Origin of the sequence: Bartonella sp. MF74HXZ (assembly GCF_042194445.1) — a bacterium.
GTDB classification, from domain to species: domain Bacteria; phylum Pseudomonadota; class Alphaproteobacteria; order Rhizobiales; family Rhizobiaceae; genus Bartonella; species Bartonella grahamii.
In genome coordinates this window covers 16,384-42,552 of sequence record NZ_JBHIMW010000002.1, presented here as the reverse complement: position 1 = coordinate 42,552, position 26,169 = coordinate 16,384, and the positions used below count along the sequence as shown (strand labels likewise).

Below are 26,169 nucleotides of genomic sequence, written 5' to 3'. Positions count from 1 at the left end.
GTTTATTCTTGTAAAAATATCATTTTCGGATCTTATCCTTTTATTTTGTATATTCCTTCATTTTTATGTGAGCAGTGAAAATAGCGAGTAATATGAGCACTACAGGAGACGCTTTCTGCTTTGTTATGGTTTGGGCATAGATTTCATTATCAATAACCGTATAGGATAAGCTTATGGGAGATAGCTTTTCGATTCGAAATGAAAAGGCTTTTGAGGCCACGTTAAAAGCTTTAAGAAACCATGCCGCAAAGGATGGGGTCTATGATATTCGTCGACATTTTGTAGAAGATGAACAGCGTTTTTCCCATTTTTCCCTCAGACTTGATGATCTTCTTTTTGATTTTTCAAAATGTGGTGTGACATTTAAAACATTGCAACTTCTAGATGACTTAGCTGTCGCAGCAGATGTGTTAGGCCGGCGTGATGCAATGTTTTCTGGTAAGGCGATTAATACAACTGAAAAACGCTCAGTTCTTCATATTGCGTTACGTTTACCTGCTGATGAAATTTTCATGCTGGATGGTCATAATCTTATTCGCGATATTCAAGACGTCCTTGAAGATATGGAAAGATTTTCTGAAAAGGTACGTGATGGCAGCTATAAGGGAAACAGCGGCGAGAGAATAAGTGATATTGTCAATATTGGTATTGGTGGTTCTGATCTTGGTCCTGCAATGGTCACATATGCTTTAAAACCTTATCATGATGGTCCACAGTGTCATTTTGTTTCTAATGCTGACAGTGCCCATATTTCTGATACTCTCTCTATTTTGAATCCAGCAACAACGCTGTTTGTCATTGCTTCTAAAACTTTTACAACGGCTGAAACAATGGTAAATGCTCAAGTTGCACGTCAGTGGATTTGTTCACATTTAGGAGAAGAAGCCGTTGGTACGCATTTTGTTGCTGTTTCAAGTGCGCTTGATAAAGTGGCAGAATTTGGCATAGATTCCGCAAGAGTTTTTAAATTTTGGAATTGGGTGGGAGGACGTTATTCAATTTGGTCAGCCATTGGACTTGTTGTTATGTTTGCAATAGGTGGTGGAAATTTTCGCCAATTTCTCAATGGTGCATTGCAAATGGACCAACATTTCAAAACTATGCCTTTGCATAAAAATATTCCTATTCGTTTTGCTCTTTTAGGATTCTGGCATCGTGTTATTTGTGGTTATTCATCACGTTCTATCATTCCTTATGCACAGCGTTTAATACATTTTCCAGCTTATTTACAACAGCTTGATATGGAATCAAATGGTAAGCAAGTCTCGCTGGATGGAAAACCATTAAGTTTTTCAAGTGGTCCGATTGTTTGGGGGGATTCAGGAACAAATAGTCAACATGCTTTTTTTCAGCTTCTGCATCAAGGAACAGATATTATTCCTGTAGAATTTATTTTATTTATAAAAGGGCATGAGCAAAATTTACATTCTATGTATGAGATGTTGCTAGCAAACGGTTTAGCACAATCAAAAGCATTGATGAAGGGGCGTAGTATTGAAGATGCTTTGCATATCTTGATAAAAAATGGAGTTAATGAGGGTGAAGCAAATCATTTAGCACTTCATAGAAGTTTTAAAGGAAACCGTCCCAGCATTACGTTGGTTCAAGATTTATTAACACCTTTTACACTCGGTCGTCTTATTGCGCTTTATGAACATCGTATTTTTGTTGAAGGGATTTTAATGAATATTAATTCATTTGATCAATGGGGGGTTGAACTTGGTAAAGAATTAGCAAATGAGTTACTACCAATTCTTCGTGGAGAAAGTAAAGCGGATAATCGCGATAGTTCAACATTAGGGTTGCTAGCACATATTCAAGAAAGACGTGCAAAATAAATATAATTTGACAGTAGGTTTTGTACTAACTAAGCAAAAGTAGAATGAGAGAGAATTATGAGATAATTCTTTGATTTTACTATACGTTCTCTTATTATCTGAACTATATTTATGTAACAGAAAGCCAAAAAGTGAAAAAATTGTAATAATGAGAATTTATTCGCACAAACGATAAAGAGCTTTGAAAAGTCTTGAAGATCTTTTGAAAAATGGATTGATACAAAACCTGCTGACAAACTACACTAGGTAAAAATATACAGAATCCACCGGCAAGCTACGATTAAAGACATTTTAATAATATCGCTTTATAAACTTTGGCGGAGAGAGAGGGATTTGAACCCCCGATAGAGTTGCCCCTATGCCGCATTTCGAGTGCGGTGCTTTCAACCACTCAGCCATCTCTCCATAATAAAGTGAAATAAAAATTGGCACTATTTGAGTGTATAAGGGGTAGATAACCTTCAATTGTTTTTGGTACAACCTTTTTTTCTTTTTTATGGGACTTTATTGACAGAGAATAGAAATTCCTTCATATATACGGAACATGAGCGTGGAGAAATCTGCGCGTATTTGTGTTGAAGAAGGTTTTATCCTTCTTTAAAATCTATTACGACTGATAAAAAGCAGCCTATTTTCCCTTATTTCAAGGCAGAAATTAAATAAGAGCTGGAGTGAACGGAAGGATAAAAAATGTTCGCAGTCATTAAAACTGGTGGTAAGCAATACCGCGTTGTTGCTAATCAAGTGGTGAAAGTTGAAAAAGTTAGTGGAAATGCGGGTGATGTTGTTGAATTCAATGACATATTGATGGTTGGGCAAGAAGGTAATGCGGTTATTGGTACCCCTGTCGTTGCTGATGCATTGGTGACAGCCGAGATTGTAGAACAGGCACGTGGGCGCAAGGTTATCGCATTTAAGAAGCGCCGTCGTCAAAATTCTAAACGCACGCGTGGTCATCGTCAAGAATTTACGAAGCTTCGTGTTTTAGAAATTTTAATGGGTGGTTCAAAACCTAAAAAAGCAGCTGCAAAGCCGATAAAAGAAGAGGCAACTGCACCAAAAGAAACAAAAGATGCTGCTTCTGTTGAGAAGACGGCTAAAAAAACGGCTGAAAAAAAGACTGCGTCGCAGAAGAAAGCGTCTGTAGCATCAAAGAGTAAGAAAGATTAAAGGAGAGCGTCTATGGCACATAAAAAAGCTGGTGGTTCCTCGCGTAATGGTCGCGATTCAGAATCGAAACGTCTGGGCGTTAAAAAATTTGGTGGTGAGACCGTTATTGCTGGAAATATTATTATTCGCCAGCGTGGTACACGTTGGCATCCTGGCAACAATGTCGGCATTGGAAAAGACCATACGCTTTTTGCATTATCAAATGGAAAGGTTTCTTTTCAACGCAAAGCGGGTGATCGTTCCTATGTTTCAGTCATTCCTATGGTGGAGGCCGCAGAGTAATCTGTAACACTCTCTAGCAATCAACGGGATTCCATTGAATTGTAGTTGTGGTTTTATAAGTATTAAAAGGGAAAGATAGAATTTCATCTTTCCCTTTTTGTTTTGGTACTATAATAAATGTAGAAGATATACGAAAAAGGTGGAATTGGGGAAATAACTTTTCTCAATGAGGGGAGAAACTTGTGCGGTGTTATGTTAGTATTTAGTACTGAACGTATTGATATTATGATAGAATTTGTTGATAATTTTTTGTATAATCATAGTGAGGAGAGACTTTCTTTTTATGCATGAAGAAGTGTCTAGTAATTTCTTTATAAGAGGAGCAGTTTGTTTTCAGGAAATTATGAGAAATTTCATGAAAGCATTATTTATGTAATCATTTTGATAAAGATGGATCTTTTTATTGGCATTGTAGTATTGATGAGTTGTCATACTGTTTTTAGGTGGTGGTGTAGATAGGTGGGGCTATTCATTTAAAAGGATATAGGGATAAAAAATCCATAAGATGGCAGTCAAAACTACTTTGAAAGCGACGTGCATTAAGGGAAAGCGACGTGCATTAAGGAGTTTTCGGTAAATCGAGAGTGAAATTATATTTTTAAGGAGGACGCTGTTTAAAGATATAAAAATAACCAATGTGCAATCAGCGCTCTTCAAGAATATTTTTTCTGATTTCACTATTATTGTATTGTACATTTTTGAAAATAAACAAGCATAAAAGCTGGGGTTAAGGCAATAACTGCTTTTCATTTTTTACTTTATTTATCTTATTTGTAGCGTTTTTCTTTATTTTAGTAGTTGATGATGGTGCTTGGGTGATGCTCGTACTTTGCAGATATGCGACAGAGGGTATTGTATGTTTGCGATATTGATTGAAGTAAAGGAGTATCTTAAAATACATGGATGTTATATATCAATGAGGTAGCGTCATAGGATGAGCTGCACGGAATTTTAAAGATGATAAGTTGCATAGAGCAATTTATAATTATGTAATGAATTTATAAAGAGGGATAATAGGTTAAATAAACTTTGAGGAATCAGTTAAAATATTAACTGAAGTTACAGATGATTGGGAAGGATGCTTTCTTTTAGGGAGAATAATGAAAAGTTATGTTGAATAACTTGGGATAATGAGAGCGTTTTTAAAACATAGTTTTTTAGGTGATTGGTGCTGTAAAAATCGGGGTTTTGTTTTTGTAAAGTAAAAGAGTAAGAGGCAGATTTGCTTATGATGCTTTTAAGCACCTCGCTAGATGATAATATCCAATTGTATTATCGGTTATATTGAGGTATTTAAGCACCTCACTTAGCTACATTTCGTAAAATATAAAGAGAGCTGTGGTGGTATTTATAGCTTGTATTTTGGGAAATGCAGCTTTGAAAAGGAATTTATCAGAGATATTTGTGTTCAAATGTGAGGCAATTTGAATTCATGATGAGATGTGAGAAAGCAGAAGCAATGAATGTAGATTTTATCGAGAGTGAAATCTTGTCTATAAGATCTGTACAACTTGCAGCTGCTTTTGATCATAAAAATGATGCAATTTATGCTGCTGCTGAATTGCTTGTGCAGGTTGGTGCGGTTGATAAGTGTTATCTGGCAAGCATGCTCGCATGTGAAGAAATAACCAATACTTGGCTTGGAAATGGTATAGCCATTCCTCATGGTATGGCTGAAAATCGTGATTTAATTATCAAGGACGCTGTTGCTGTTATACAGGTTCCTGCTGGTGTTGAGTGGCAGGATGGCAAAAAAGCACATTTGGTTATTGCTATTGCAGCATGTCCAGATCGCTATAGAGAAATTTGTAAAAAATTGACGTCTCTTTTATTTGATAAAAAACAGCTTGAAGTACTTGCAACAACTATGGACAAACAGCAAATTGTTACAACTTTGTTTGATCAAGATATGAAGATAGAAAAAACTTTTATTGGTGACCTTTCGGTGTGTCAGGAATGGACTTTAGATTATCCAAGTGGTCTTCATGCACGACCAGCTTCTCTTTGGGTTGATTTTGCGAAAAAGGCTCAAAATTCTATCAGAGTTCGCCATGGTCAATATGCCGTTGAAATGAAAAATTTGGTTGGTTTATTGCAATTAGGAGCAAAAAACGGTGATGTTCTGATTTTTTCTACAGATGCTGCAGAAGGAGCACAACTTCTCAATGATGCCATTGCTATTGCAAAAAAAGTGAGTATTAGTGAAAAATGCCTGATGAGAGCAATGGAATCTCAAACAAAGGCTTTTCATGGTTGGTATCCACGCTCTATGCAAAAAGGCATTTCTGGTGTTGGAGCAAGTTCAGGATTAGCATTTGGTAAGATTTTTGTTTTAAGGCAAAATGATATTTCTATAATAGACCAGCCAATTGATTTTGCAGCTGGTGCAGCATGTCTTGAAAATGCTCTTAAAAAAACAAAACATAAAATGGCATCTGTGATTTCTGATATTACAGTGCGTATGGGAGCAGATTCTGCTGCGATTTTTTCTGCGCAAATGGTTTTGCTTGAAGATGAAAATTTAATAGCTCAAGCTTGTCGTTTTATAGCAGAAGGTCATGGTGTCGCTTGGTCTTGGGATAGAGCGGTTCGTCAATTTTCAGATATGTTTTTTAAGGTAGATAATCCTTTGTTAGCAGCACGTGCTGTTAATTTAGTTGATGTTGGTCGACGTGTTTTAGGTGAAATCAATCCATCCTATAGATCATTCTTTTTAAATGATATTCCACATGGTGTAATTCTAGTTACAAATGACCTTTCTCCTTCTGATGTAGCACAACTTGATTGTACAAGGGTAAAAGGATTAGCAACAGCATGGGGAGGTCCATTATCTCATACAGCTATTTTGGCGCGTACTCTTGGTATTCCAATGGTTGTTGCTGCAGGTGATGATATTTTAGCGATACAGTCTGATATTCAAGCTATTATTGATGGCGATAACGGGTTTATTTATCTTGATCCTACGCTTGAAGACGTTGAAGATGCTCAAAGGCATATTGATACTGTTGTGCAAAAACGTGTCAGTGAAATAAGTGCGTGTAGATTACCAGCGCAAACAACAGATGGTCAAAGAATTCGTATCATGGCTAATGTCAACTACGCAAATCAGGTTCCTGTTGCGCTTGATTTGGGGGCTGAAGGTGTTGGACTCATGCGCACGGAATTTTTGTTTTTAGAGAATCCACATATTCCGGATGAAGAGCTACAATTTAATACATATCGGGCGATGATTACAGCTGTAGGAGATAAGCCATTAATTATTCGTGCACTCGATATTGGTGGGGATAAACAGGTTACGCATTTACATTTATCTAAAGAGGACAATCCTTTTTTAGGTGTTCGAGGGACGCGGCTTTTGTTACGTCGACGTGATCTTTTGGTGCCTCAATTACGTGCTTTGTATCGAGCAGCAAAAGAAGGCGGAGATCTATGGATTGTGTTTCCGATGGTAATGTCTGTTTCAGAGATTGTCACTATAAAAAAGATTGCAGAAGAAATCCGCAATGATATTGATGCACCAAAATTAAAACTTGGTATTATGATCGAAGTTCCAGCAGCCGCCATTATGGCAGATGTGTTGAGCGCCCATGTTGATTTTTTCTCAATTGGAACCAATGACCTAACACAGTATACAATGGCTGTTGATCGGCAAAATCCGTACCTTGTGTCTGAAGCTGATAGCCTTGATCCAGCAGTTTTGCGTATGATTTATCAGACTATTCAGGGAGCTTCACAACATAAGTGTTGGGTTAGTGTATGTGGTGGTATGGCTGGAGATCCTTTTGGTGCAATGATTTTGACTGGGTTGGGAATTAATGAGCTTTCTATGATATCTTGCGATATTTCTCCAGTAAAGGCGTGTTTGCAGACTCATAGTTTTGAAGATATGAAAATTTTAGCACAAAAAGCATTACAATGTGAAACTGCACGAGCTGTACGTGCTCTAAGCAAGGATATAAGGTGATAAAGAACATTAAGGGGAATGAGCTAACTCATTTTGCAGAGTAATCAGATCGTTAGTGCTGTAAAACATTATTCTTTTATACGTTACAGGGAGGAGTAGCGTGTGAAAAACACTTTAAGAAAGAATAAATGCCTTTTATGCATTCTCTCAAATAGCAAGGGATGTTGCAACATTAGGGGATAAATAGCGTGATGGTACTTGGCTTGTACTTTTTATTTAAGGAAAGATGATGCTATTCAATAGATTTTATACCATTCATAGACACCGTATGAGATAGATGTGACAATCTTTTTATTCCCATTATTGTATTATACAAACCTATCCACGGAAAAAGTTTTTTCTTAAAAAGAAAGGATGTGCTTGTTATTCAACAGATATAAGCTCTTACTTTAATAAATGAATTTGTTTTTTGAACTTTGAATGTATAATTTAGGCTTGCACGTTATTTCTTTCTGGGTATAGTGCGAGACTTCTGGAGAGGTGGCCGAGTGGTTGAAGGCGCACGCCTGGAACGCGTGTATATGGGAAACCATATCGAGGGTTCGAATCCCTCTCTCTCCGCCATTAATTTAAAACGAATTTTCATATGCTTGATATGACATAGCTTAAAAAGCTCAGGATTTTTTTACTGTTTGCAATTGACCAGTTTGCGCCGATCTGTATCTGTCATTATGTATACCTAGAAATTGCAGTTGAATTTCCATGAATTTTATAATTTCTAAGTTACTCTCCTCTCGATCTTTAGATAACCTGATCTAGCATAAACGATCTCTTCAAATATCATTAAGGGATTTTTGCCATTATCACTAACTTCTGATAGAGTTTCAGAATTAATGGTGATCATAGTGCTATTTGCAATTCCGATTAACGGGCTAAATGCGTTTTATCCACATGAGAGGTAACGAACACCTCAGCTTTTCTCACGCAATGTGCTCATTTAAAATTAATGTCATGAATGTTTGTACAAAATCTTTATCTATACGATAATCAAAAAAAGGCTGACGTAATATAATAATTGAAGATCATTCATGCGGTGCTTTCTTTTATTTTTAAGCTTTGTATGTAAATAGATAGTCCGTGTAAAATAAATAAAGGGGCGCAAAAACCTATAAATATACACAGGACGTATAATGTAGAAAATGAAAAAAAATTTCCGGCATATAAAAGCACAATAGAGAATAAAGCTGTTATGATGCGCACACTGGCATCGCCTGCCAAAATCACCTCGGCTAAATTTTCACTAGGTGTGATAGCTTGTCCAATTGTTATTCCCGATACCCTAAAATAAAATTGCCCAATACCTAATAAAAAGCCCATAATATAAAGGGAATATTGAGTAAAATTTAAATATAAAACAAAAGAGATTGCGATCACTGCAAAAGCCGGTGTTCCCCATACAAAAAAACGAATTAAAGATGGAAATTTCCGTAAATAATAGGATGAGATAAGACCATTGACTACAAAACCCAGTGCTGACAAAGCAAAAATAGTATTTTGAATAGCTGTAAATTTTGTATTATCTGATGTTATAGATGCAAGAACAAGTGGCAATAGAACAATAGGCCCCGTATAGAGAAAATTATTCAAAATACGATTAATCGTTAAAAAACGTAACGCATAAATCCGCCAAAGGCATCTAAAACCAACTCCATAAGCTTTTTGAGATGGCTTTTGTAATAGCTCTTTTACTCTGTTTATTTGTTGTATAGACTTTATACGAAACCATAGGCTGGCATTCAAAAGATAAATAAACACAATAAAGGCTATGGCTATTTTGTGCCCCAAATGCGCAATTATAAAATATATAAGCAATGGGGATATAATAACAAAAAACTGACAGCAACTAGTATAAAATGCAAAAATTCCAGCTTTTTGTTTGGGAGCTGGAACCAGCTGATTCAAGGCACTGTTGTTATTTGGATTATCAGCCCCCATCAAGAGAGCAAGTAAAAAAAATACAAATAAAATAAGTACCGGATTGTTCATAAATAATAAGAACGATAATAAACAAGCGCAAATAATTTGACTATAAAACCCAATTATAAAGCCTTGATAGCGCACCAACACATTTCCCAAACATAAGCCTGCAATTCCAATTGCGATTAAATTAACAACATTTAAAGTAGCAGATGCTTTTCCAGTTGTATCTTGGAATTGTAACAAAGAAAGGCCAATAGATAATACACCACTAGCACAAAAACTCGTCAAACAACCAATCAAAATCATAAGAAAAACAGAATTACGCAATAGCTTCCTCACTCTTAAACAGAGACTCGAGCCATTTTATGATTTTCTCCATTGTCGAATATGGTTCGGTACTAAATTCCAGTTTTTCATAAAAGTTTAGTTCAAATGCGTTATAGGGACTTATTTTTTGCAAGTCATCTGTCAGTATGAATTCTATACTTGGCAACGTTGCGCCCATAGATTGAGACAAATAATAGGAAATTACTTTCCAATACATATGGGCACGTTCTCTTGCCAAATAATTTTCCAAGACATATTTCAAGTGACAACCATCTAAAATATATTTCGAACAATGGTGCAAAGGATAACAAATACAAATAGCATCTGTTTCATGTACGGGACAAGAAGAAATATTAATATTTTTATCATTTCATAATATTATAAAAACTTCAGTGAGCAGATCTTCTAAATTTAGTCTAGTCACAACAAGATTGGGTGCTAATTTTTGGGCAACATGAGACCAAGCCAATCTTACTACTAAAGTTCCAAAAACCTTTAAGTCAGATTCTAGATAAGCTTTTTTTAAATTCCCCACCCATATGGTTCTATGACATATAATAATTGGCTCATCTCGTCTGAATGAACAAGATGTCATTCTAAACCAATATTATCACAAAGGTTTGAGCTCTTGAATTGCTCGGATCCTAATCTGGTATTATTAAATCATTATAGCAACTAAAGAGTTTTTAAGTATTCCAGCTTTTATTAAACTTTGTAATAATGTATTGGAATCTCCCCTTCACGGACTTTGACAATTATTGTATCACCACTATAAGAACAAAAAAATTATCTTTGAATTTGCTTACTTTTAGAAAGAAAAATGAGCAACACTCTTCCTTAACTAAAAGAAACATGTTCTCTACTTTTTTCTTTATGATGATCAAAAACCTATACTGTTACAATTCGATCATCAATTATTAGGATAAATATTCTGCGTTTAGTCTAATAAACTGTTATGATCAATGTTTCTCTCTATTCTAAAAATCAGCGCTTTTCTTCCTAGAGATACTCGTAATTGCTGTACAATCTTTCCCAAAAAGGCACTCCTTCAACATTTCTATTAACACGATCATTCTGAAAAGTTTTATACATACACACGGCATTATACGGAATGCTATGTATTTTTTTAACTTACTCAACTAACCAATATCTTTTTGATGGGCAAAATAAATCACGAAATTTGTGTGCTGTCACAATTCGAAAAACAATCATATATCTCCCACCAATGATAGACGATGTCATTAGAAGAAAGCTTTAATGATATTGGTAGAATAAATTAACCAGAAAAAATTGCAGCGCTGATGGAATAAATTCTATTTTATACCTTGTAATTCTATCTAAATTTTAATCATTTTTGTTAAAGATTCTTATGCAACTTTTTCTACGTTCAGCATTTTTTTTCCACTTGTTTGCAACAAAAGATTAATAGCTAAATTCACCTGTGTCATAATAGCTCTTCTTTTGGTAAAATAGAGCTGCTTCAATCTCGATATATAAATATTTTAGTTCTTTTAATATATTCTCTTCAGATGCTTTAGATTAATAACACACCAAAACCCAAAATAAAAAATATTTATTTTACTTAAGTTATTGAATATTATTTGAAAAGTATGGAAATAGAGTGATGCAAGAGTTAAGAAATTATTTAAAAGTTCAAATCCACCTACACTAGAGCCATCACGCATGGTAATAGCAGTTGTCATTAGATATACTAAGTATGCTTGATAACTTTTCTGCTTCATGCCTGTAGGGAGTTTCAGATAGAGATAATACCAGAATCCATTCGTGAATGCTCGACAATAAAGCTGTAAACAAAATTATTTCCTTGTTGTTTAATCCATTAAGCTTGATCAATTTTTAATATTTGTCTATATTTTCAATTAGTTACGCTGATGAATCTATGTTTTCTTTCCAATTATTGTATTTTATAAGAAATTGCTACGAATAATCCTCTCCAAAGCTGATAATTCATCATCACTGTGTCCCCAAATTGCTATAATGGCAGGGCAGGTATTTAAATCGATGGTTAGGGGTAGGGGCTCATTTTCTTTAAAAAGGAGCTTAAAATGAACCACATTTTCCCAAGAATGAAGCTTTTGCTGCCATAAGTTAACATCTTTTATAATATGACCGTCGATCTTGTTGATAAGAAAGATAATACGCCCTTTTTTCTTAAAGCGACTTGGTTTTTGCGAAAACACTCCTGCAATAAGATTAACGGAGCTTTCAAGTAAATCATCTTCATAGCAATGTGCGAACAAGGTGGGTGCAATTCCTCCGTGGAGGCGGGCTCCTACTTCGATCATCACTGGACCACGAGCTGTTTGCATGATTTCCATATGCGCGGGTCCATATTCAATCCCCAGCGTGCGAATACATTTTTTTGCATAAGAGATAAGAGGGGTATAAGAGGGATCTTGAGCATCAAGCACATCAAGCGATTCATAAACAAAAGCACTTCCATTATGAATACCTTTTTTATATCGCGATAAAGCACATATTTTTATAGCCTCTCCCTTTACGACGGCGTCGACGATGTATTCCTCTCCCTCCAATCTTTCTTGGAGCAAATAAGCCTCGTTAGGTGCGCCAAAAATATTTTTTTGCGTCCAGTCGATTCTAGAGGACCATGCCGCTACTTCCTCACGGCTGGAGAAAAACAAAATGCCATCACTCCCAGCAGAATCATTTGGCTTCACTACATAGCCGCTATGACTTTCAAAATCATCGATAGCACAATCGCCTTTTGTAAGAATCTTCGACCGAATGTAAGATAAACCATTTTCACAAAGGCGCCTTTGCATTGCTGCCTTTTTTCGTCGCCAATCGGTGGTTGAGGGATTATTCCCAAGGCAACCATAATAAGCCGCCAATTGCTCTGCACAATAAATACCTCCTTCGGCGCCTGCTACCACAGCCTCTATCGCGCCGATAGGAAAGCGTATCTTGATCTCATCTACATTATGAAGTTTTGCTTCTGCCATGCCTTTTCCCTGATAAGAAAGCATATAGCGTGAAAAAAGATCTGGTTGAGAGACAACTCCATAACAAGCATAGCCTAATTTTTGCAAAGCAGGGCCATAGAGGGCACCCGTGGAGAAAGGGTCGACAATAAGAATAGGTTTTCTCATACTTTGTTCCGCTGTGATAAAAGGAAAAGAACATAAATAAAGATTATTAGCCCTATAAGGGGTAGAAGATAAACAGCTGCTTGAGGACCCATAAGGGCAGAGCTTGTAAGAAGACCAAGGATAACATAACCTGCCGATTGGGAGAGAGTATAAAGCATGCCGCTATAGCTTCCCACCAGCTCTGCTTGAGCCTCTGTTTTAGTCGCTTCAATCGTATGTTTGCGGGCATTAATTCGCATGGTATTCATTGAAAAGCCAATAAAAAAGCAAAAGACCACAGCCAAATAGGGCAATTGTGTGGTGCTAAAAATAAGATCAGCCACGCTCAACATAAGGGCTGGGAGAATAAATTCAAAGCGAGGGATTTTGATAAAAGCAGCCAAAAAAGCACCCACGCCTGCGACCGCACTGCAAAGCCCATAATATTCAGAGCCAAAATTTTTCACACTCTGAAAAAGAATGGTTGCCAGCGTATTATAAGCGCAAATATGAAAGCCAATAAGTCCTATGCAGACGCATAAAAGTTTAAGCTCATAAGAGAGTTCATTCGCTTGCGGTGTAGGTACTGGCTTCTTATCGGTTGCAAGTGCTGTGGTATCTGTAGCGTTATATTCATCGCAAAAGATGATATATCCGGCTATAAGGCTTATAATGATGTCAAACACACAAAGTGCCACAATCAAACCATTATAGCCAATTTCAGCCGCTGCCCCTCGAGGGCTGGTCGCTTCTAAGAGATAACCACTCAGTGCTGCTCCCAAAAAAGCGCCAATTTGCACAACTGTTTGCATAATGCGGGAAGCCTTTTGGGCGCTAATATAACCACCAAGTGCGAGTTTAGTATTATAAGTCTCGAGAGTGCTTAAGGTAATCAAAGAGAGATAGCCGATAGAGATAGAGACAGCGATAAAACCAAAGGGAGAATCGGCATAATGGAAAAGAGCAATCAATAAAAGAAGGCTATAGATAATGATCCGCCTTTTGTATAAATCGACTAACCGCAGTGAGGCTTTAATGCGCACAAGTCCGCTTTTTTTTAAAAGGTAAGGCGTAAGGGTGCCCAAAGCCATGGTTATGCCTAGGAAAATCGATGAGGATGTTATGCGATAAGCATTCCAAAGATTACTTAAGAATAGAACCATATCAGAAAGATATAGTAAGACAACAAGCCCATAAAACCGAAACATCAGTTGTTTGTGCACATCATCCCCCCATTTTGAAATCTCTTAAAACACGCAGTATTATAAATCAGCACACATGTTTACGAATAATAAATACACACATACATGGCTGGGCATGTCAAGTTTTTTCGGTAGAAAAAATTGAACGCTGATGTTTATGCTAGTGATAGCTTATTTTCAGGAGAATGAGTAGGATGGAGGCTGGTATTTTTACTGCGTCTCTTGGCAGGTGGTTTGCCAATAAGGAACTATGTCCTAGAGATATATTTCGCGCTTTCAAGTTGATTTTGTTTATACTCAAGGTTGAGGTTTTGTTATTGACGGTTGTTAGATGTTGTTGTGACAATAAACTTCGTTATCTATCAGAAACGTTTATGGCATTAGCGCTAAGGTGTGCGGTTGTATTAAAGCCTTTACATGGTAGTCTTTTTCATAGAGAAGGTATTATTGGTTCAGTTTTAGGAGGCTTTGTCACGGCCGATTTGGGCGTCGTCGTTGTTTGAAGTCTTATTATAATATTCTTAGTTTCAGTTTATGAATATACCGAAAAATATAGTGAAACATTTGATTCAAACGCTTTTGCAAGGCATATTTCAATATCTCAGCGATGTTTTCTGAGAATTGTTCTGCCGCTTTTTGACGGAATCGGATATCAAATGCTTATGGCGTGGGCAGTGGTTTGAGAAAAGATAGAGTTGATTTCGTTAGATTCCTATGTAGCGGAATTCAGTATCAGTCCTTAGGGGGGCAATAATATACTTAGATCGAACTCATTTCTATACGCTTACACGACGTTATAGGAGTAATCCTCAGAAACTCTACTAGAATTCGTTAAAAAATGGCAGGTTATGTAGCGTGAACAAAAAATATATTTTTTAAAAATACTTAAGCTCATTTTAAGTTGTCTAAAATATAATCTTATCTTAAAACTAAGTCTATATACCGCCATTTATCATAAAGTTAATAAGTTATACAAATACGGGAGTATTGTGTTTTTCTGTTTAGAGACGAGTAAAAAAACATCTTATTAAACATTAAGAGATTTTAGACATAAAACAATTTAACTTATGGAGAGTATATAGACAAAATGTATCTTGATAAAAAAGTTTATAATTCTATGTGGTTTTCAAAGAAATTTTCCGGTTCTTTTATTGTCTTATGCGGGTTTGATGGGAGTGGAAAGACAACACAAACAAAAGAAATTGCTCGCCATTACTCAACAGAAAAACATATAATACAAACTTTTCAACCCAGTTATTGGTATAGAAATAATCCAGAAATTAGAGATTACTTAGATAATGGAAAAGCAATTGATCCGTTGCTTTTAGCACTCTTATCAGCGACAGATAGACGCAAACATACGCTTGAAATTATTGAACCTTCCTTAATGTCATCGCAAAATTTATTAATTAGCAATCGATATGTTTATTCTAGTCTTGCTTATTTTTATGCTCGAGAGCTTTCTGTTGAAAGTGTAGTTAAATTAAATCAATCTATTCCAAGACCTCATATTACATTTTATCTTCATTTACCGCCCACTACTATACTGGAGCGATTGCAGAAAAGGGATGGTTTAAACTTAAAATACGAAGAACAACTCTCTTTTATTGAAAAAGTTTATGAAGTATACCAAGTTTTATCAGAAATAGATGAGCGGTTTATAACAATTGATGGAACTGCTTCTGTTTCTTTAATTCATCATCAAATACGACGTCATATAGATGAAGTTTGTTTTTGATTATGAATAAAATCATTTATTAATCAATTTATCCACGATAAATCCTTCTTATGTATTCGTATTCTAAATCTGAAACTTTAGAGATATGATTGCAATAATTTAACTGCTCAGGAAAAATATCACGTTATATATTTTAATTGGAAAATTAACTGTAATGGGCTTGTTTTAAAAGATTTAGAGAAGGGGAGTAGAAAAGTTATCAATATTTATCGTGAGAATAATAGTATGTTTATTCTTTTAGAGACGAAGTGTGGTAATAGAAGAACGACATAGAGGGATATACTCGAGCATATTTTAGTGCATAAATGTTTTGTTTTCATAGAAGAATTAATCATACAACAGCACAAAGATTTTAAAAGCCTCAAAAAAGGAATTTTGCTTTCTTAAATTTAATGATCTAAAATGAAAACCGTAAGAATGCATGTTTTTAAACAGGATGTATCATGCATATCGACGGGTATTTATTTTAGAGGATAATTTATGTTCACTTCAAATTTGAAGGAACGCATTGCTTTATTTGAAAATAGAACTTTTCTCTATTTTACTTTGAGCGGCTTATTTGCTACATTTGGAAATGGACTAAATTATATTGCATTGTCATGGCTTGCTTACAATCAGACGGGTTCAATCCGTGGTGTAGCGTTGATGATGCTTTTTCTTTGGACGCCTAGCATTATTTTTGCCCCTATTTTGGGCATATTGGCAGATAAATATAATCGTAAAACGCAGATTATTATTTCAAATCTTGTGAGAGGTTTGGTAATCGTTGGCTGGGTAATGCTATGGCATTTTGGTATAGAAATTGAATTGATGGTCTTATCTGCTCTTTTGGGTATTTTTATCTCTTTTTATATGCCATCAGCTATTTCTTTAATTCAAAGTATTGTGCTGAAAGAACAACTCATCAATGCAAATGCGACTATCGATATGATTTATGAACTTGGCACTATCGCAGGTATGGGCTTAAGTGGATTGATACTGTCCTACGCAGGAACAAAAGGAACTCTTCTGATAGGTGGTATATTCTTTATTATTGCTGGTTTATTTAATTGTGCAATGAAGGTACCTAAAAACCGAAGATCTAAAAACCAAAACCAGCAAAATTGGTGGAGAAATTATACAGCAGCCCTTCATTATTTTAAACAGAATCCGGCTCTTTTTGTACCTTATGTAAGCCAGATGATTATTATGACTCTTTTGATGACCATTCCTGTTATTCTTGTTCCTTATATACAAGAGGTTTTGCACGCGGATAGCAGGACCTTTGCAATATTTGAGGTGCTTTATTCTATGGGCGTATTGACAGGTGCGTTTTTTTCACCACTTCTTTGTAAAGTTTTATCCATAAAGAAAACATTAGCCATTTTATTAGCTTTTATGGCTATTGGTCTCGCTATTCTATCTGTTAATACACATAATTTTGTTGTTTTTCCTGTTTACTTTATGATTGGATTTGGACTTTCGAGTTGGGCTCTTTCGATTTCTTTATCACAACTCTCTTGTGATCCTGAATACCAAGGAAGATTGCAGGCAAGTTCTAATGGTATCTCTGGATGCTTGATTCTCGCAGTCTATCTCATTATGGCACGCGATAACAGTAGCATATCACCTCAATCGATATATTTTTTTCAAAGCATTTTTGCGCTTGTTGGAATATTCATAGTGCTGTTTTATAAACATGAAAAACAATAAATTACATTTATAAGTGTGGTAATACACGCTATTTTATAAACATTTACGCTACAACATATTTCATATTTTGCTTTTACAGGGAAGTGAGAAAATATAAAAATTGGTGCTTAATGAATAAAGCATACATTGATGTATGCTAGAGAATACTCTCTATTTTTTGATAACGACCCACAAGAATTTCTGCGTTTCTTTAATTCATCTCACTGTTGTTAAGAAGATGAAACCGCAACATTTTAAATCTTCTTGAAAGTTTTTTTTGTTTAAGCGCAGTAGAAAATAAAGCGATGAGGTAATATCGTATCATACGGGGAGAGTGTTGCATTATTTTTGTTTTTCAAAATCCATATGAAAAATTGTATCAATTTCATCTTCATTGGAATGGGTATTTCTACGACGATGCAAGGTTTGCACAATCTCTTTTTTTAAAACGGCATCTATTTCACTTAAACGGTGAATACTGAGTTCTAATTCAAGAGATAACGCCAAATCCACGCACAATTTAAGCTCTTCTCCAATGTCGAAACCGCGTTGATAGTCGTCATAAAGACCAACCAATGTATCAGATAATTCTTTATCGCATAAAGAGGTCATGCTTAATTCCTCCGCGTTGCGGTTTCCATGCAGCTTTTTTAAGTATCACTCCACTATTCTCACTTAGAATTGCCATGTATACGAACCTCATGGTTTTGTCAATTTTCTGCAAAATACGCGCTTTTAAACCAATGTCTATTAAAGACTGTATTACTTCAAGATTTTGAAGCGCCCAATTGTAAATATGGATGGTAATGTGTTTACTATAGAACTTATAGCATTTAAAATACATTGCTAAAAGGCTTTTAATATGCATAGAGGAGGAGCATTCTGACGATAAACCAAACACCCTGAAATCTCTATTGCCAATTACAGCTAACTTAGCACCATTAATATATAAAATAAGCAAATATGGTTTGTAAACGTCTAACTTTTTAATAACGAGTGATGATCTCATTTTTTGTAGAATACCAATTATTTTGCCTATTTTATATTGATTTTTAGACATTGATAAACTTTTTACCTTATGTTGTAATGTAAAAACTTTGGGAAGTGTATTTATAGATTTTTGCAAAAAGGTTTAAGCAGGTTTACTAGGCTGTTGAGTGAGAGAACCTGTGTTGGGCTTTTTGCTTCTGAAAAATATGACTGTGACTTTTGAGAAAGCAGTTGGCAAGGATTTGCTTGGCGTGCAAACTGATGGAGTTGGCAGTGGCGCATTTAGCTTTTTCATTAGGCTGTGTCCAAATGTTTTTGACTCTGGAAAATAGCCTCTGATAGGCTTGAGTTTTTCCAAAGTTATATTACAGGGGCGCAGTTCAGTAAAATACCACGGCGATTGCATTTTTTGTGTGATTGTCATAAATTTCGCTCCTGCATACGGATGCTGCAACATCTGTTTTTGTGGGGTTATGTATGTAGATCTTTGCCCAACATAAGGGGCAGTAACAAGAGGTATAATACAAATATTGAATTAAGTCAATGCAATATTTGTATTATTATGTAATTTGGCAAAAAAAGAGATTGAACCCAAAACAGAACAAGCGAAGCGATTACGTTTGATACGAGAAAGTTTGCTATTTAGTAGGCACCAAATAGCAACCCGTTTAGGTATTAATAAAGCCATTTATGATCACGCTGAAAGAGGCACGACCTTTCCCAATGTAGAATTTTTGGCTGTTTTATCACAGAAATTAAAAGTCAATTTAAACTGGCTTGTAACGGGCAATGGTGAGATGTTTTCAGATATGGCAAAGGCGAAAGCAGCTGGTTTTAAACCACAAGCGATTCCTGTTGGGCTGATGAAAAAGCTTGGACATTTGGTTTATACGACCTATCATGATGCAAAAATAACACTTTCTCCTGAAGATGTTGCGGAATTAGCAGCAGAGCTTTATGGAAAATTGCAAGAGCTCATTCAAAACCTCAATGATATGGAAGAAGTCGAAGCCACTTTGCCACTTTTAAAATTACATTTAAAGCGTAAAATCGAAACTGAAAAGCACATCTAGAAACTTCATAAGATGCAAATGAACAGCCTTTTTAAAAAATAAAACTTTTTTTGTCTCTTATTCAACATAAAAAAAATGATAAATTATCGTTATAAATTAATGTGTTGCTCTAATAAAGGTAAAACTGCTTATAAAAAGAATTACAGTTAGTAATACAAAAAAATTTATACAACAGTGAAAATACAATGACGATGTTTTGTTTCTATAAAAGGGTCACAGACATATAAGAGAGAAGAAGGAAAGACTATTTATAGGCGCGCTTTTGTCTTTTATGAAGATGATGAGATGAGCGCATTGAAACTTTTTACAGAGCGTGCATCATTATATTAAGAGAGATTTCTTTCAAAGATATGTATCATATATTGAAACAGCTTACTTTGTAGAAAAGAGTGAGGTCATTATGATAATTGTCATCCATTACATTATGCTATAAGTTTAAAAAATCATAAATTTGTGCTTATAAGAATAGCTAATTTATTGAGAAGTATTTTTACAAATTTATAAAAAATTATTTTTTGTACTCTTGCCATTCTTCTGAGGCGCTTTATCTAAAAAATAGAATTGCTCTTTAGTGAAACTATTTTTGTTAAGAGATAAATCGCAGTGTTTTTGAATGGAGATTACGTTATATTTTCAAAGTCTTGTGTTTTTATTTATTTTTTAGCTTGAATCCCTCTAGCTAAAAGGGTTGGGGACTTTTCTAGATTCGATGTTGTTGCAAAGATTTTAGGGCGATGCCGTAATAAATAGCGGTATCGAGGGGAGGGTTTTGTCTTGATTTGTTGGTTTTTGAAATGCGCAAACTAAGGGGTTTGCCATGTGCGTTTTCACGCGTTGTGATGATGTTGAACTCTGTTGGAGGAGGTTCTTATGAAAAAAAAATATTCCACACCAAATTTAATTAAAGCTGTCTCTCTCAGCGCGGCAATGGCCACACTCTTATCGAGTGTTTCTCCTGTTTTTGCTGCCAACTTTGCCTTCACAGGAGGGGCTAATTTAAGTACAAGTGGTACCGGTGTTGTATATCCACATGGTAGTCATGGTAGTGTTGTGTTGGCTGGTGATGATGATTTCTGTGGTGCAGACAACGTTATTGGTCGTGGCGGCAAACAACAACAAGGAGTTTCTAATAATCAACGAATAACTGCAGAGCAGCAATATGACAGATTTGTTGGTGAGAAAGTTTTTGGAGGTCGTAAACCTTATGGCACGACCACTGAAAAGGTTACTTGGCAAAGCGCTGGGATTCTAACCAACAATGCTACTTATATGGGAACAAACACTAGTGGTATCATTAATGCTATGCCTGAGGCTTATGGTGTTTATTCTTTTGCAACGGGTTGTGGATCTGCAGCGACGGGTAATTATTCAACCGTATTTGGTGCAGGTGCGACAGCAAAGGCAGGGGGTGCACAAGCTTTTGGTGTTTCCGCACTTGCAAGTGGTATAGCAAGTGTTGCTATGGGTGTAGGCTCAGAAGCATCGGGAAAATCTTCAGTTTCTATTGGAGGGCTTGCAACTGCATTAGGTACAAATAGCATTGCTTTAGGTACAAAGGTAAAGGCAGAAAAGAGTTATACGATTGCTATAGGTACAGATGCTGAAGCTAAAGCTTCAGGTGCTATTGCAATAGGGGGCAGGCGCTCTGACAGAACCGAAGAAAATGATCCTAACAGAAAAGTAATCGCGAATGCTGAAAATGCGATAGCTATAGGCACGCAAGCTTATGCTGAAAAAGAAGATTCGGTTGCCATTGGTGTAAATTCGCAAGTGCTTGTTAAAGATGGTGTTGCTGTAGGTGGTGGGGCTATCTCTGATAGAGACAAGAATGTTGCTGGTTATGATCCTGTAACAGGTAAAGGGACAACAAAAACCAGTATAGCATGGAAGAGCACCACAGGCGCTTTTAGCGTTGGTGAAGTTGGCGGTCGTGGTAATGGTACGCTAACACGACAAATTACAGGGGTTGCAGCTGGAAGTGAAGATACTGATGCGGTAAACGTGGCGCAACTAAAAGCTATGAAAGATATCATAGCAGGGGGAGGGGGGTGGAAACTTTCTGCTAACGATACCGATCCGACAGATGTGAATTCAGGCAATACCGTAGATTTTTCAGTGAAAAGTGAAAAAGAAGCGGGAAAAGACAACTTAAAGATTGCAAAAAACACTGCAGATAATAAGCATAAAATTGAATTTACTTTAAATGATCATCTTAAATTGACGCAAGTCACCACAGGCCAAAGCACGATGAGTGATGATGGCTTTTTTGTTAACGGTGAAAGCGGTTCACGCATGACTGTAGACGGCTTTTTTATTAATGGTAATGATGGTCCAAGCATGACTATTGATGGTATTGATGCAGCCAAGCAAAAGATCACAAACGTAGCAGATGGGTCTGAACCTAACGATGCAGTGAATTATAAACAGTTGCAAGAGGTGAAAAACGCGAACAAAACGAGTTGGCAGCTTGCTGTTAATGGTGGAAATGCTACGGCTATTGGTCCAAATGGTACAGTAAATTTTCAGTCAGCTGACAATAAAGGTACAAAAAATATCAAGATCGAAAAAGATAATGATCACAATGTCACATTTGATCTAGCTGATGATATTCAGGTAATGACTGTCACAGCAGGAGAAAGCGTTATGAGTGCTGTTGGCTTTGGGTTTGCTGATGATAATGGGCCGAGCATAACTGTTAATGGCATTCATGCTGGTAATAAAACGATTAAAGGAGTAGCGGCAGGGGAAGAAGATACTGATGCTGTAAATTATAAGCAGTTGACAGAGGTAAGAACACTTGCTGAAGCAGGCTGGAAACTTTCTGTTGATGGGAACAATGCTACAGATGTTAAAGCTGGGAGTACAGTAGATCTTGTTGCGGATGCGGGTGAGGACGGAAGCAAAAATATCAAAATTGCAAAAGACAGTAATCAAGTTACATTTTCTCTGAATGATACTCTTAAGTTGACGAGTGTCACGACAGGCAACAGCATTATGAGCAACGATGGCTTTAAGTTTGTTGATGGAGGACCAAGCATAACTGTTAATGGTATTAGTGCTGGCGATCAAAAGATTACAAAAGTGAAAGCTGGTACTGATGATACTGATGCAGTAAATTATAAACAGCTGAAAGACCTTACAGCGGGGATGGAAACGGGCTGGAAACTTGCTGTTGAAGATGAAGAAGCTACAGATGTTGAAGCAGGAAGTACAGTAAAGTTTGTTGCAGTTAAGCATAAAGATGATGATAATAATGACAGTGAGAACACAAATATAAAAATTACCAAAGGTGATAACAATGAAGTAAAGTTTGATTTAAGCGAATATATTAAAGTTGGTCGTGTAGAAACAGGGGACAGCAGAATGAGTAATGCCGGTTTCATGATCAAAGATGGCCCAAGAATGACCAAGGGTGGTATTCATGCTGCCAATACAAAAATTACAGGAGTCGCAGATGGTAGCAATGAGCATGATGCTGTTAATCTTTCACAATTATATAAAATGAAGTTTGAGATAGAAGACAATAGTCTTGTTAAATGGAGCAAAAGTAAAAAAAATATTACCATTGGTGCTGAAAAAGAAGGTATCGAAATCAATATTGCGAACTCTGAAGGCAGAGATCGAATTATTTCTGGCGTTGCAGTTGGAAAAGTCAGTTCCGATTCAACAGAAGCAATAAATGGCCATCAACTGTTTAATTATATTACTAATATAGTGGATTTTTTTGGTGGTGAGGAGACAGATATACTTAATGGTATCAAACCAACATTTACTGTTCAGAATACAAAACACGACAATGTAACTGGTGCTTTCGCTGCTGTTGATACTTCTATCACAGATATTTATAGTCAGATTAATAATGTAACAGAAAATAGTCTTGTTAAGTGGAAAGAAGATCAGAAGCTTATCACTATTGGTGCTGAAAAAGGCGGTACGAAAATTGATATCACAGGTGCTGACGGAGAGCGAACCATTGCAGGTGTAAAAAATGGTGAAATTTCCAAAGACTCCATGGAAGCTGTAAATGGTAGCCAAATTAATACAATAGCTGGAGATATTGCAAAATTCTTTGGTGGTAATACCTCGTTTGAAAATGGTGTTTTTGCAGGACCACAGTATAATTTATCTACAGTTTCTGCAGATGGTACAGTAGTACAGAAAACATTTGACAATGTTGGTGAGGCTCTTGAAGGACTTGATGTAAATGTCAAGAATGTGAATAAACATATACAATATGTAGACAAGAAATTTGATGATAAATTTGATAAATTTTCTCAAGACGCGTTACTTTGGAGTGAAGAGGAAAAAGCGTTTGTCGCACTGCGTGGACCAAATGGACAGAAGACAGATAGTAAGATTAAGTTCCTTGCGAATGGCGATATTTCAGAAGATTCAACAGATGCAATAAATGGTTCTCAACTTTATAAGATGGGCGATAAGATTGCGAATTATTTTGGCGGTGGTGCTCGCTATAAGAATGGAGAGTGGAGCGATCCTACTTTCAAAGTTGCTATAATTAACGATAATGGTGAGATTGTTGAGAAAAAACACCATAATGTCGCTGATGCTTTTGAGGGTGTCGATAATTCTATCACAGATATTTATAATCAGATTAACAATGTAACAGAAAATAGCCTTGTAAAGCAGGAGGGAGAAGATGGTCTTATTACCGTGGGTAAAGAAACCGGTGGTACTGAAATCAGCCTTGTAAATAAAGATAAGCAAGAAAGAACACTTTCCGGTGTAAAAGATGGAGAACTTTCTCAAACATCAACGCAAGCGGTAAATGGTTCACAGCTTTTTGCTACGAATGAGAAGGTTACAACTGTTACTGACAATCTTAAAAAAGTTGCTGAAAATACATCGAAATATTTTGGGGGTAGTACAGATGTACTCGAAGGTATAGAGCCATCTTTCCTTATTCAGGATAAAGAATATCATAATATTTTTGATGCTTTTAATGGTGTCAATACTTCGATTACAAATATTGATGATAAGATTTCTGATGTGATAAAAAATAGTCTTGTTAAGCAAGATGGAGGTGCATCAGGTGTTATTACTATTGGTAAGGATACCGCTGGTACTGAGATCAATATTGCAGGTGTTGGTGGTTCAGGACGTAAAATTTCTGGCGTGCGGGAGGCAGAGAAGGGGGATGAAGCTGTTAACAAAGACCAACTTGATAAAAGCATAAAGGATATTACGAAAGATATTGAGACAGTCACTGCTGCTGCGGTTCTCTATGATAAAGATGTAGATGGTAATGTTAATTATGGTAGTGTAACTTTGGGCGGCGATAAGAACAACGGACCAGTTGCTCTTCGTAACGTGAAAGATGGTAGCATTTCTGAAAATTCCAACGATGCAATCAATGGTAGTCAGATTAATAAAATATCAGCAGATATTGCAAAGTTTTTTGGCGGTGGAGCAAAGTTCATTAACGGTACTTTTGAAGGGCTGAAATATACTTTATCCGCTATTGTAGGTGGTGAAGTAGGGAAGGCTAATTTTTATGACGTTGGTTCAGCTTTAACAGGTCTCGATAAAAATGTTCAAGATGTGAATCAACGCTTAACGAATGTATCCAATGAGTTTAATCAGAAAATTGAAGATTTCTCTAAAGATGCTTTACTGTGGGATGATGAAGAAGAAGCATTTGTTGCACGTCATGAAAAAGATGGGCAGAAAACAAAGAGCAAATTGAAGTATCTTTTAGATGGTGAGATTGCGGATGGTTCAACGGATGCTATTACGGGTAACCAGCTTTATTCCATGAGCAACCAGCTTGCTAATTATTTCGGTGGCGGTGCCAAATATGAGAATGGCAAATGGACAGATCCTACTTTTAAGATTGTTCAAGTCAATGCTAATGGTACGACTGTTGAGAAAGAGCACCATAATGTCGCTGATGCTTTTGGTGACGTCAATAAAAATATGTCAAATATTAATAACCGTATTGATGATGTCATCAACAAGGTCGATTCAGATGCTTTAAATTGGAACAGTGATAAAAAAGCCTATGATGCTAATCATGATGGTAAGCAGAGTAAGATTATCAATGTAGCTGATGGTGAAATTAAAAAAGGTTCGAAAGATGCGGTTAATGGTGGACAACTTTGGGAAACCAATGAACGTGTCGCGAGTGTTGAAAAAGATGTTAAGCATCTTAACAACAAAGTTGATAACATTTACAATACGATTGATGATATTAGTGATGTAGTTATCAATATTGATGGCAAAGTTGATAATATTGATAATAAAGTTAACGATATTGCTGAGGATGCGGTTCGTTATGATAGAGATAAAAACGGCAAAAAAACCAATAAAATCACATTAGCGGGGGGTGATCCTAGTGAACCTGTTATGATTGATAATGTAGCTGATGGTAAAATTGAAAAAGGGTCGAAAGAAGCTGTAAATGGTGGTCAACTCCATGACTATACTCAAGAACAGATGAAGATTATTCTTGATCAATCCAAGCAGTATACAGATCAACGGGTTAATAATATTGTGATTGATGCGATTGATGATGCTGTTGATCGGGCTAAACAATATACAGATATGAAGTTTGATGTTTTAAACTATAGTATTGAGAGTGTGAAAAAAGAGGCAAGACAAGCAGCTGCGATTGGTTTAGCAGTGTCTAACTTACGCTACAATGATACACCTGGAAAATTAAGCATTGGATTTGGTACTGGTTTATGGCGTAGCCAATCTGCATTTGCCTTTGGTGCAGGTTACACCTCAGAAAATGGAAAATACCGTTCTAACATATCCGCAACAACTTCTGGAGGTCACTGGGGTGTAGGTGCGGGATTCAATATGACATTGAATTGATAATAAACAAAATACATAAAAACTCCTTTTCACCCCTGCCTCATGAG

At 36.2% G+C, this 26,169-nt stretch carries 15 protein-coding genes and 2 tRNA genes; 10 read left to right on the top strand and 7 right to left on the bottom strand.

The window, feature by feature from the left end; all coding sequences use genetic code 11:
* Positions 1 to 173 precede the first annotated feature (173 nt).
* Positions 174 to 1,838 carry a glucose-6-phosphate isomerase gene (pgi, locus tag ACFIJ8_RS01600; RefSeq protein WP_375638814.1) on the top strand — a complete coding sequence of 555 codons (1,665 nt, stop codon included), beginning with the start codon at positions 174 to 176 and terminating at the stop codon, positions 1,836 to 1,838.
* 315 nt (positions 1,839 to 2,153) lie between these two features.
* Here the strand turns inward: pgi and ACFIJ8_RS01595 are convergent.
* Positions 2,154 to 2,243, bottom strand: a tRNA-Ser gene (locus ACFIJ8_RS01595).
* A 285-nt stretch (positions 2,244 to 2,528) separates the two neighbouring features.
* Here ACFIJ8_RS01595 and rplU point away from each other — a divergent pair.
* The 4 genes from rplU to ACFIJ8_RS01575 all read left to right on the top strand — a co-directional run bounded on the left by rplU (position 2,529) and on the right by ACFIJ8_RS01575 (position 7,818).
* Positions 2,529 to 3,008 carry a 50S ribosomal protein L21 gene (gene rplU / locus ACFIJ8_RS01590; protein ID WP_273787452.1) on the top strand — a complete coding sequence of 160 codons (480 nt, stop codon included), beginning with the start codon at positions 2,529 to 2,531 and terminating at the stop codon, positions 3,006 to 3,008.
* Positions 3,009 to 3,020: 12 nt separating this feature from the next.
* Positions 3,021 to 3,290: a 50S ribosomal protein L27 gene (gene rpmA, locus ACFIJ8_RS01585; protein ID WP_273787451.1), complete on the top strand. Its 270-nt coding sequence runs from the start codon at positions 3,021 to 3,023 to the stop codon at positions 3,288 to 3,290.
* A 1,432-nt stretch (positions 3,291 to 4,722) separates the two neighbouring features.
* Complete coding sequence (gene ptsP / locus ACFIJ8_RS01580) at positions 4,723 to 7,254, top strand: phosphoenolpyruvate--protein phosphotransferase (protein WP_375638812.1); 2,532 nt, start codon at positions 4,723 to 4,725, stop codon at positions 7,252 to 7,254.
* 474 nt (positions 7,255 to 7,728) lie between these two features.
* Positions 7,729 to 7,818 (top strand) — tRNA-Ser (locus ACFIJ8_RS01575).
* 462 nt (positions 7,819 to 8,280) lie between these two features.
* Here ACFIJ8_RS01575 and ACFIJ8_RS01570 read toward each other — a convergent pair.
* The 3 genes from ACFIJ8_RS01570 to ACFIJ8_RS01560 form a co-directional block, all read right to left on the bottom strand.
* On the bottom strand, positions 8,281 to 9,480 hold the full coding sequence (locus ACFIJ8_RS01570; RefSeq protein WP_375638810.1) for an MFS transporter: 1,200 nt from the start codon (positions 9,478 to 9,480) through the stop codon (positions 8,281 to 8,283).
* Positions 9,481 to 11,426: 1,946 nt separating this feature from the next.
* A complete protein-coding gene (locus tag ACFIJ8_RS01565; RefSeq protein WP_375638808.1) occupies positions 11,427 to 12,632 on the bottom strand; it encodes an ATP-grasp domain-containing protein in 1,206 nt (401 codons plus the stop codon).
* Positions 12,629 to 13,819: a hypothetical protein gene (locus ACFIJ8_RS01560; protein ID WP_375638952.1), complete on the bottom strand. Its 1,191-nt coding sequence runs from the start codon at positions 13,817 to 13,819 to the stop codon at positions 12,629 to 12,631. The genes ACFIJ8_RS01565 and ACFIJ8_RS01560 overlap by 4 nt, the downstream gene beginning before the upstream one ends.
* Before the next feature lie 179 nt (positions 13,820 to 13,998).
* Between ACFIJ8_RS01560 and ACFIJ8_RS01555 the strand changes: the two genes are divergently transcribed.
* The 3 genes from ACFIJ8_RS01555 (at position 13,999) to ACFIJ8_RS01545 (ending at position 17,243) form a co-directional block, all read left to right on the top strand.
* Positions 13,999 to 14,316, top strand: a complete 318-nt coding sequence (locus ACFIJ8_RS01555; RefSeq protein WP_273787445.1) for a hypothetical protein — start codon at positions 13,999 to 14,001, stop codon at positions 14,314 to 14,316.
* A gap of 584 nt (positions 14,317 to 14,900) precedes the next feature.
* Entirely contained in the window at positions 14,901 to 15,551 is a 651-nt protein-coding gene (gene tmk, locus ACFIJ8_RS01550; protein WP_375638806.1) for a dTMP kinase, read from the top strand.
* Positions 15,552 to 16,031: 480 nt separating this feature from the next.
* On the top strand, positions 16,032 to 17,243 hold the full coding sequence (locus tag ACFIJ8_RS01545; RefSeq protein WP_375638804.1) for an MFS transporter: 1,212 nt from the start codon (positions 16,032 to 16,034) through the stop codon (positions 17,241 to 17,243).
* 321 nt (positions 17,244 to 17,564) lie between these two features.
* Here ACFIJ8_RS01545 and ACFIJ8_RS01540 read toward each other — a convergent pair whose 3' ends face one another.
* The 3 genes from ACFIJ8_RS01540 to ACFIJ8_RS01530 all read right to left on the bottom strand — a co-directional run bounded on the left by ACFIJ8_RS01540 (position 17,565) and on the right by ACFIJ8_RS01530 (position 18,636).
* On the bottom strand, positions 17,565 to 17,834 hold the full coding sequence (locus ACFIJ8_RS01540; RefSeq protein ID WP_273787442.1) for a hypothetical protein: 270 nt from the start codon (positions 17,832 to 17,834) through the stop codon (positions 17,565 to 17,567).
* The gene (locus ACFIJ8_RS01535) at positions 17,815 to 18,282 is read right to left on the bottom strand and encodes a hypothetical protein (RefSeq protein ID WP_114647992.1); all 468 of its coding nucleotides are present in this window, start codon (positions 18,280 to 18,282) and stop codon (positions 17,815 to 17,817) included. Before ACFIJ8_RS01535 ends, ACFIJ8_RS01540 begins: the two co-directional genes overlap by 20 nt.
* Positions 18,283 to 18,354: 72 nt before the next feature.
* On the bottom strand, positions 18,355 to 18,636 hold the full coding sequence (locus ACFIJ8_RS01530) for a hypothetical protein (RefSeq protein ID WP_375638802.1): 282 nt from the start codon (positions 18,634 to 18,636) through the stop codon (positions 18,355 to 18,357).
* Between the two features lie 145 nt (positions 18,637 to 18,781).
* Here ACFIJ8_RS01530 and ACFIJ8_RS01525 point away from each other — a divergent pair, with 145 nt between their 5' ends.
* Positions 18,782 to 19,285 (top strand): helix-turn-helix transcriptional regulator, encoded by a 504-nt coding sequence (locus ACFIJ8_RS01525; protein WP_273787439.1) that lies wholly within the window; start codon positions 18,782 to 18,784, stop codon positions 19,283 to 19,285.
* 870 nt (positions 19,286 to 20,155) lie between these two features.
* Positions 20,156 to 26,122, top strand: a complete 5,967-nt coding sequence (locus ACFIJ8_RS01520) for a Vomp family autotransporter (RefSeq protein ID WP_375638801.1) — start codon at positions 20,156 to 20,158, stop codon at positions 26,120 to 26,122.
* Positions 26,123 to 26,169: the final 47 nt, after the last annotated feature.